Source organism: Pseudomonas sp. (assembly GCF_050739655.1).
Lineage (GTDB): Bacteria > Pseudomonadota > Gammaproteobacteria > Pseudomonadales > Pseudomonadaceae > Aquipseudomonas.
In genome coordinates this window covers 1-8272 of record NZ_JBOIBY010000592.1, presented here as the reverse complement: position 1 = coordinate 8272, position 8272 = coordinate 1, and the positions used below count along the sequence as shown (strand labels likewise).

At 58.5% G+C, this 8272-nt stretch carries 6 protein-coding genes, 3 tRNA genes and 1 pseudogene; 2 read left to right on the top strand and 8 right to left on the bottom strand.

All coding sequences use genetic code 11. The features are described from left to right. Positions 1-19: 19 nt before the first annotated feature. The 3 genes from ACRESJ_RS28325 to ACRESJ_RS28315 all read right to left on the bottom strand — a co-directional run bounded on the left by ACRESJ_RS28325 (position 20) and on the right by ACRESJ_RS28315 (position 353). Positions 20-95: transfer RNA gene (locus tag ACRESJ_RS28325), tRNA-Glu, on the bottom strand. Between the two features lie 104 nt (positions 96-199). Further along, positions 200-275 (bottom strand) — tRNA-Gly (locus ACRESJ_RS28320). Between the two features lie 2 nt (positions 276-277). Further along, positions 278-353 (bottom strand) — tRNA-Glu (locus ACRESJ_RS28315). Positions 354-736: 383 nt separating this feature from the next. Between ACRESJ_RS28315 and ACRESJ_RS28310 the strand changes: the two genes are divergently transcribed. Beyond that, entirely contained in the window at positions 737-1495 is a 759-nt protein-coding gene (locus tag ACRESJ_RS28310; RefSeq protein WP_431760822.1) for a hypothetical protein, read from the top strand. Between the two features lie 190 nt (positions 1496-1685). Here the strand turns inward: ACRESJ_RS28310 and ACRESJ_RS28305 are convergent, their stop codons facing one another. The 4 genes and pseudogenes from ACRESJ_RS28305 to ACRESJ_RS28290 all read right to left on the bottom strand — a co-directional run bounded on the left by ACRESJ_RS28305 (position 1686) and on the right by ACRESJ_RS28290 (position 6182). After that, positions 1686-2549, bottom strand: coding sequence for a methyl-accepting chemotaxis protein (locus tag ACRESJ_RS28305; RefSeq protein WP_431760824.1), 864 nt, complete (start codon positions 2547-2549; stop codon positions 1686-1688). Further along, positions 2544-2771, bottom strand: a pseudogene (locus ACRESJ_RS28300) (HAMP domain-containing protein); the annotation flags it as partial. The gene ACRESJ_RS28305 and the pseudogene ACRESJ_RS28300, both read right to left, overlap by 6 nt. A 984-nt stretch (positions 2772-3755) precedes the next feature. Next, a complete protein-coding gene (locus ACRESJ_RS28295; protein WP_431760821.1) occupies positions 3756-5141 on the bottom strand; it encodes a PLP-dependent aminotransferase family protein in 1386 nt (461 codons plus the stop codon). A 279-nt stretch (positions 5142-5420) separates the two neighbouring features. Continuing rightward, positions 5421-6182, bottom strand: coding sequence for an SDR family oxidoreductase (locus tag ACRESJ_RS28290; protein ID WP_431760820.1), 762 nt, complete (start codon positions 6180-6182; stop codon positions 5421-5423). Positions 6183-6411: 229 nt separating this feature from the next. Here ACRESJ_RS28290 and ACRESJ_RS28285 point away from each other — a divergent pair, with 229 nt between their 5' ends. Continuing rightward, the gene (locus ACRESJ_RS28285; protein WP_431760819.1) at positions 6412-7416 is read left to right on the top strand and encodes an NADP-dependent oxidoreductase; all 1005 of its coding nucleotides are present in this window, start codon (positions 6412-6414) and stop codon (positions 7414-7416) included. Positions 7417-7535: 119 nt separating this feature from the next. On the opposite strand, the gene pyrF is transcribed toward ACRESJ_RS28285, so the two are convergent. Continuing rightward, positions 7536-8234: an orotidine-5'-phosphate decarboxylase gene (gene pyrF, locus ACRESJ_RS28280; protein ID WP_431760823.1), complete on the bottom strand. Its 699-nt coding sequence runs from the start codon at positions 8232-8234 to the stop codon at positions 7536-7538. Between the last annotated feature and the right edge of the window lie 38 nt (positions 8235-8272).

Sequence of the window (8272 nt, the reverse complement as noted above, 5' to 3'; positions counted from 1 at the left end):
AACTGAGCTATTCCCGCATTGGCGTCCCCTAGGGGACTCGAACCCCTGTTACCGCCGTGAAAGGGCGGTGTCCTAGGCCACTAGACGAAGGGGACACGCTACCCGGAACACATGGTGTGTGTTTCGGTGCCCAGATCCGCATCCGAAGATTTGGTTCTGGTTTCACTCAGCCCTGCCCGAAAGCAACGCTGTTTAAAATTGGAGCGGGAAACGAGACTCGAACTCGCGACCCCGACCTTGGCAAGGTCGTGCTCTACCAACTGAGCTATTCCCGCATTGGCGTCCCCTAGGGGACTCGAACCCCTGTTACCGCCGTGAAAGGGCGGTGTCCTAGGCCACTAGACGAAGGGGACACACTACAACATTCACTCCCTGCTTCGTTTCGCTGTGTGCTTTACGCTGCAAGTGGCGCGCATTCTATGGATGCTTTGAGGGGTCGTCAACCCCCTGTTATAAATATTTTTAAATCAATGACTTGGGCGTGCTTTTCGGCACCCATTCGGTTTTTCCGCCGCCCGGTGTTTGGCGCCTATATTCTGACACTCATCAAGGCGCTATAGTCAGCGCCCTGAGTGATGGCAATCTGCTTTATGGGTGCCAGCATTTATGTAAGCAAACAGCGGCCGATACATTTAGAGCCACGTCGATCCAACTCGTCGAGCGGCGCCAGGCGCTTTAACAGGCCATTACACTCGCACGCGAACCCTATAAAGAGGTCTTACCGGTGACACCACTCATGATCACACTGCTAGTCGTAGCCGGGATCGCACTCTTGATCGCCATTGGCTATATCAACCATGTGGTGGAAAACAACAAGGTGGAAAGGGCCCGTACCAAGGTTGAACTCAACGATCGCCTGCGTCGCTGCGGTGAGATTACTGAAACCTTTCCCGGTCAGTTGATGACACCTGCGCTCAAGCTGTTGCTGGCGCGTCTTGAACTGAACGTCTGCCAGCGCCTGCTGAATCTGGAAAAAACCAGCTCCAACCTCAAGGCACGGATCGGCGAATTGGAAACCCTGGTCGCCCAGGGCGAATCGATCCCGGTCAACAACCCGCCGGCACCGATCCAGACCGAGGCCAAGGCCAAGGACGTGCGCTTCCTGCTTGAAGCCTTGCACGGCCAGATCACCCGTGCCGCACAGGACGGTTTTCTGCCGCCCAACGAAGCCAAGCGCTGGATCCGCGAAGTCCGCCACATTCTGGTACTGCTGCACATCGAGTTCTTCAACAACCTAGGCCAGCACTCGCTGCAACAGAATCAGCCCGGCCAGGCGCGCCTGGCGTTCGAACGCGGCGTGCAATACCTGCGCAAACAGCAGGAACCACAGATCTATGCCGAACAACTGGAATACCTGGAAAAACTCCTGGTGCGCGCCAACGATCAAGTCATGGACCGCATCGCTCCGGTAGAAGGCGAAGTGAACCAACTGACCGAAGGTCTCAAGGACGTCGAGGCTGATGCGGACTGGAAGAAAAAAGTGATCTACGACTGATCAGCGGGAATAGAAAAAGCCACCGGAATAGGTGGCTTTTTTTGTTTTACAGATCGTTCCCATGCTCTGCGTGGGTATGCCTCAACGGACGCTCCGCGTTCGGCTTCTGAATGGGACGCAGAGCGTCCCTGGCTGCATTCCCACGCGGAGCGTGGGAACGATCAAGAGGTGGCTTTTTTGTGTTCAAGGATCAAAGCCTGAAATGCCCCACCATCCCCTTCAGCTCAGCACCCAATTGCGCCAACTCGATGCTCGACGCCGCATTTCCTTGCATCGCCAATGAAGACTGATCGGCACTGGCACGAATGCTGGTGACACTGCGATTGATCTCCTCGGCCACCGAGCTCTGCTGCTCGGCCGCTGCCGCGATCTGCTGGTTCATCTGTTGGATCAACGACACCGCCGCCGCGATACTCCCCAGCGCACATTCAGTTTGCAGTGCATCACTGACCGCCAGTTTCACCAAATCGCCACTGCCCTGTATCTGCTGCACCGACGCCTGCGCCGCCGAGCGCAAGGCGCTGACCAGTCGCTCGATTTCCTCGGTCGATTGCTGAGTCCGCTTGGCCAATGCGCGTACTTCATCGGCCACTACCGCGAAGCCCCTGCCCTGCTCGCCGGCTCGTGCGGCTTCAATGGCCGCATTGAGCGCCAGAAGGTTGGTCTGTTCAGCCACGCTCTTGATCACGCCGAGCACCGTTCCGATGTTCTGGATTTCCGCACTCAGGCTTTCGATGCTTGAACTGGCTGAACTGGCCGAATCAGCCAACTGCTCGATCCGCGCCATGCTCTGACGCACCACGTGCTGACCACTTTCAACCTTGCCGTCCGCCGTTTGCGCAGCTTGGGCGGCCTCCTCGGCGTTACGCGCAACATCATGCACTGTGGCCGTCATCTGATTCATAGCAGTGGCCACCTGCTCGGTTTCTTCCTTCTGACTGCTGACTTCAAGATTGGTCTGCTCGGTCACCGCTGACAGCGACTGCGCAGACGTTGCCAACTGTTCAATACCCGCCTGCAAACCGCTGACGATCTGGCTCAGCCCCGCCCCCATCTGCTGCATGGCCTGCATCAACTGGCCGATCTCATCCCGGCGTGTCACTTCAACCGTCCCGCTCAAATCCCCCGAGGCAATCTGCTGCGCCACACGAATCACACTGCGCAGCGGCCCGACGATCAACCGGGTGATCACCCAGGCGGCAATCAATCCGACCAGCAATGCCAGCGCCGAGGAGCCAATGATCAGCAACGAATTCTTTTTCAGCTCCCTTTGCATCGACTGGTCTTCAGCGACATAGGCCTGGTCCACCCGCTGCACCACCTGGTCAGCCCGTTGATGCAGTTGCTGATAGACCGTCTTTTCCTGCTCCAGCAAGCCGGTGTACTCGGCAAGCTTGTCGTTGAAACTGGCTATATGACCGGTCACCTCATTAAGAACAGTCTGGTAACCCTCATCCTTGACCGTGGTTTTCAACTGCTCGGCCTGGGTCAAGGCCTGACTGGCCTGCTCGATCTTGCCTTGTCCGGTATCGTCGCCCTTGCGGCTCTGATCCAGGCGCACGCGCGCTTCATTCATGGCTTGCAACATCAGGCGCGAAACCTGGCTGACCTGGCTGGCCTGCTCGATGAATTGCGCACCCTCCTTGCCTTCGGAGTCTTTCAAGGTATAAGCGCCGTCATCGGCGAGCCCGGACTGTAGAACATCGAGATTATTGGCCACGCTGGACACCGACCAACTGGCCATTTCCAACGCCAGGTCCTTGGCTTGGCTAAGTGAGACGAACTCGTCAAAGGCCTTGCGATACGCGCCAAGGGACTGCTCGACGTCATTCATCACTGGCACATTGGCTGCGGACGCAGTCTTGAGCTGGTTTGCCAGCGCGATCAGGCCGTCCACCCCCTCATGCAGGGCATCGACGGTTTTCGGATTGCCGTGCAAGGCATAGTCCTGTTCAAGCAGGCGCACCTTGAGCAATCCGCTGTTGAGCGACGACATCTGCTTGAGCCCATCAAAGCGCTGACTGATGATCTGCAGGGACCATACGCCGATGGCCGCTACCAGGGCGGTCAACAGCAGCACGAGCACAAACCCGACACCCAGCTTTTTCGCCATACCGAAGTTGGCAAAACGTCCTTGCACGCCCGTAATCATTGCACTTAGTCCCCCGCCATAGTTTGTAGACGCAGAGTCGCAACGGGTCATGAGCAACACAAGTCTCTGGCGTCGGAATAATGGCAAAAAGCTACGCAGACGTCGTTTTCAGAACGCTTGAGGTCGATTCGACGCGGTGGCCCGAAAAAATGCCCGCGCCCGCGGATCGCGGGCACAGGCTACATTGATGCGCTGCCAATCAGTGGCCTCACCAACGGGACTGAAGGCTGTCGCAGAAGACAGCAGGACACCATGGCGTCGCGCCTCGGCTTGCACTTGTGCGCAGTCCGACGTCCTTGAGCGGGCCCAGATGAACAGGCCGGCGACGGGTTTGCCAAACACCTCCCACCCAGCATCCTCCAGCAGCTGCAACGTTGCCTGCCTGTCAGTGTTCAAACGTTGACGTTGACGCTGCACCAACTTGCGATAAGCCCCATTGGCCAGCAGGCAGGTCATCACTGACTCGCAGAATCGTGAAGCGCCCATGCTGCTGATCATCTTGACCTCGGCCAACCGCGAAATAACCTCGGCACCGGCCACCACAAAGCCGACACGCAAGGAGCTGCTGAGGGTTTTGGAATAGCTACCGACGTAGATCACACTGTCATCCAGCGCAGCAAGGCGCGTACCGGTGCCACTGTGAAGATCGGCGTAGACATCATCTTCGATCACCAGCACATCGTTTTGCTTTGTCAGCTGCAGCAGCCGTTGCGCGACCATCGGTACCAGGCTGCAGCCCGTAGGATTGTGATGGAAACTGTTGATGAACAGTCCGCGAGGCCGGTGCTTGAGCAGTAGCGTTTCCAATACGCAGACGTCTGGCCCATGCGGGGTTCTCGGCACCTCCAGCATGCTGACACCATGCAGCCTGAGCAAATCGAACAACATGGGGTAGCCCGGGCTCTCCACCACCACGCAATCCCCCGGCTTGAGCAGCGTTCGCACGATCAGGTCCAGGCCCTGGCTGGCTCCCGCGGTGGTCAGAACTCGACTGTCATCTACATTGATATCCAGCTTTTCCAGGCTCTTGCGGATTTGCTGGCGCAACGCTGGTAAACCCAACGACGTGCTGTAGTTGAACAGGCCGGCCATGTCGGTGCGACTGACCTGACGGATCGCGTAACTCAAATCGTCGGTTTCCCGCCAGCTTTCGGGCAGCCCGCCGCAACCCAATTGCAGCTCACAGGAAGCAGGACCCGGCTTGAGCTCAGCGTCCTGAAGCCACCAGTCATCCTGTCGAACCTGGACAGCAAGTTCCCGGGTGGCCACAACGAACCCGACACCCTTGCGAGACTCCAGCACTCCCTGCACGACCAGACGCTCACACGCCTGGAGGACGCAGGACTGACTGAGCAGATTGATTCGCGCGATCTGTCGCACCGCAGGCAAGCGCACTCCCGGTGCCACCTCATTGCAATGCAGCCAACAGACCAGTGCGTCGACGATTTGCTGTACGACCGGCACTAATGCCTGTCGATCGATTCTCAATTCCATGAGCAAGGAAACTCCTGTGGATTCTGCCTGAAACAGTTAATCACAGGAGCGTTCGGCCGGTTGTGCGACAACACCGCCAAAACCCTTGGTTTTAAACATTTGAAACACACTGCCGGAAAACTTCACTGAACCAAATACTGTAGGGGCGAGCTTGCTTTGTGCGGCGTTGCGTCGATGGACACAAGAGCCCCGAGTTTTAGTCAAATTAAGACGCGGTATCGTTAACCACTTTCGCGAGCAAGCTCGCTCCTACAGGAGACTGGATTCACGGTTTGTTACTTAAAACGCAGTGACACCGCCGTCCACGGCCAATGAATGCCCCGTGGTAAATGCCGCACCATCGCTGCACAGGTACAGCACTGCGCTGGCAATTTCCTCGACTTTGCCGATGCGGCCCACCGGGTGCATCGCGTTGGCGAACTCGCCTTTTTTCGGATCAGCTTCGTAAGCGCGACGGAACATGTCGGTGTCGATCACTGCGGGGCACACCGCGTTGACCCGGATTTTTTTCTTTGCATATTCGATGGCGGCGGATTTGGTCAGGCCGATCACTGCGTGTTTGGACGCAGCGTAGATGCTCATCTTCGGCGCAGCGCCGAGCCCCGCCACCGAGGCCGTATTGACGATCGCGCCGCCACCCTGAGCCAGCAGCAATGGCAGCTGGTACTTCATGCACAGCCACACACCTTTGACATTGACGCCCATGATCGCGTCGAACTCGTCGACAGTGCCGTCGGCCAGTTTGCCCTTCTCGATCTCAATGCCGGCGTTATTGAAGGCATAGTCGAGACGGCCGTAGGAATTGACCACCTCGTCCATCAGATGCTTCACATCGCTTTCCACCGTGACATTGCAGCGTACAAACGTTGCTTCGCCGCCCGCCGTCCGAATCAGCGCCACTGTGCCCTCACCGCCCGCCGTGTCCATGTCGGCCACTACTACCTTCAGGCCTTCAGCGGCAAACGCCAGGGCAGTCGCCCGACCAATGCCGGCCGCCGCGCCTGTTACCACTGCCACCTGGCCGGAAAACGTCATGCTCATTGTTATGTCCTCGAAGAGAAGTGATCACGTTGTTCCGAGTCTAGCGACAGCAAGCCGGGGCGCGGCAGCACTATCAAAAGGCCGGTTGGGTGCCCATGAGTTGCAGTGATGGGACCGTCGTACCAACTATCACTGCACTGGATCAGCCTGCATTCGCCGCATCAGCCGAGCTTGCGGCTTCGTCCATGAAGGTCTATCAACAAGGCTTCATTCATCCTGAGTGCTTGCCATGACTTCCCAGACCAATCGCCAATTCCTGCTCGCCAAACGCCCGGTGGGCGCGGCGACCCGTGAGACCTTCACCTATCAAGAAGTACCGGTCGGTGAGCCGGCGGCAGGTCAGATCCTGGTCAAAAATGAATACCTTTCCCTGGACCCGGCCATGCGCGGCTGGATGAACGAAGGCAAGTCCTACATTCCTCCGGTCGGGCTCGGTGAGGTGATGCGCGCCTTGGGCGTCGGCAAAGTCGTTGCCTCGAACAATCCGGGGTTCGCCGTGGGCGACTACGTCAATGGCGCGTTGGGTGTGCAGGATTATTTCCTCGGTGAGCCGCGAGGCTTCTACAAGGTCGATCCGAAACTGGCGCCGCTGCCTCGCTATTTGTCCGCACTGGGCATGACCGGGATGACCGCTTACTTTGCCCTGCTCGACGTCGGCGCGCCCAAGGCGGGTGATACCGTGGTGCTTTCAGGGGCGGCGGGTGCGGTCGGCAGCATTGCCGGGCAGATCGCCAAAATCAAAGGATGCCGAGTGGTCGGCATTGCCGGCGGCGCGGACAAGTGCCAGTTCCTGATCGATGAGCTGGGTTTCGACGGTGCCATCGACTACAAGAACGAAGACGTCCTCGCCGGGCTCAAGCGCGAATGCCCGAAAGGCGTCGATGTGTATTTCGATAACGTCGGCGGCGATATTCTCGACGCGGTGCTGAGTCGCCTGAACATGAAGGCACGCGTGGTGATTTGCGGTGCCATCAGCCAATACAACAACAAGGAAGCGGTCAAAGGCCCGGCCAACTATCTGGCGCTGCTGGTCAACCGCGCGCGCATGGAAGGTTTTGTGGTGATGGACTACGCTGCGCAGTTTGCTGCCGCTGGGCAGGAGATGGCCGGCTGGATGGCCAAGGGACAGCTCAAGAGCAAGGAAGACATCGTCGAAGGACTGGAGACGTTCCCGGAGACACTGATGAAATTGTTCAGTGGGGAGAACTTTGGGAAGTTGGTTCTTAAGGTGTAACGCTAAACCAATGTGGGAGCGGGCTTGCCCGCGATGAGGGAGTGTCAGCCGACATCAAGCTTGACTGATACACCGCAATCGCGGGCAAGCCCGCTCCCACAGGTATGTGTGGCGTGGCGTCAGGCGAGTTCGGCTACAACAGAAGCCAACGCCTGCGCCGGATCTGCCGCCTGGCTGATCGGACGGCCGATCACCAGGTAGTCGGAACCGGCGTCCAGCGCCTGACGCGGGGTCAGGATGCGGCGCTGATCGTCCTGTGCGCTACCCGCCGGGCGAATGCCCGGGGTCACCAGTTGCAGCGATGGGTGCGCCGATTTCAGGGCCTGGGCTTCCAGGGCCGAACACACCAGGCCGTCCATTCCGGCTTTTTCTGCCAGTGCCGCCAGACGCAGCACCTGCTCCTGCGGATCGATATCCAGACCGATACCCGCCAAGTCCTCACGCTCCATGCTGGTCAGTACCGTCACGCCAATCAGCAGAGGCTGTGGCCCGCTACGCTTGTCCAGCACTTCACGGCAAGCCGCCATCATGCGCAGGCCACCGGAGCAATGCACGTTGACCATCCACACGCCCATTTCCGCCGCTGCCTTGACGGCCATGGCGGTGGTGTTGGGAATGTCATGGAACTTGAGGTCCAGGAACACTTCGAAACCCTTGTCGCGCAATGTGCCGACAATTTCCGACGCGCAGCTGGTGAAGAGTTCTTTACCGACTTTGACCCGGCACAGTTTCGGGTCCAACTGATCGGCCAGCTTCAGTGCGGCGTCACGGGTAGGGAAATCCAGGGCGACGATGATAGGAGTCTGGCAGGCGGACATGAGTGGGCTCTCAGGCAAGTCGAAATCGGCGCGCATTG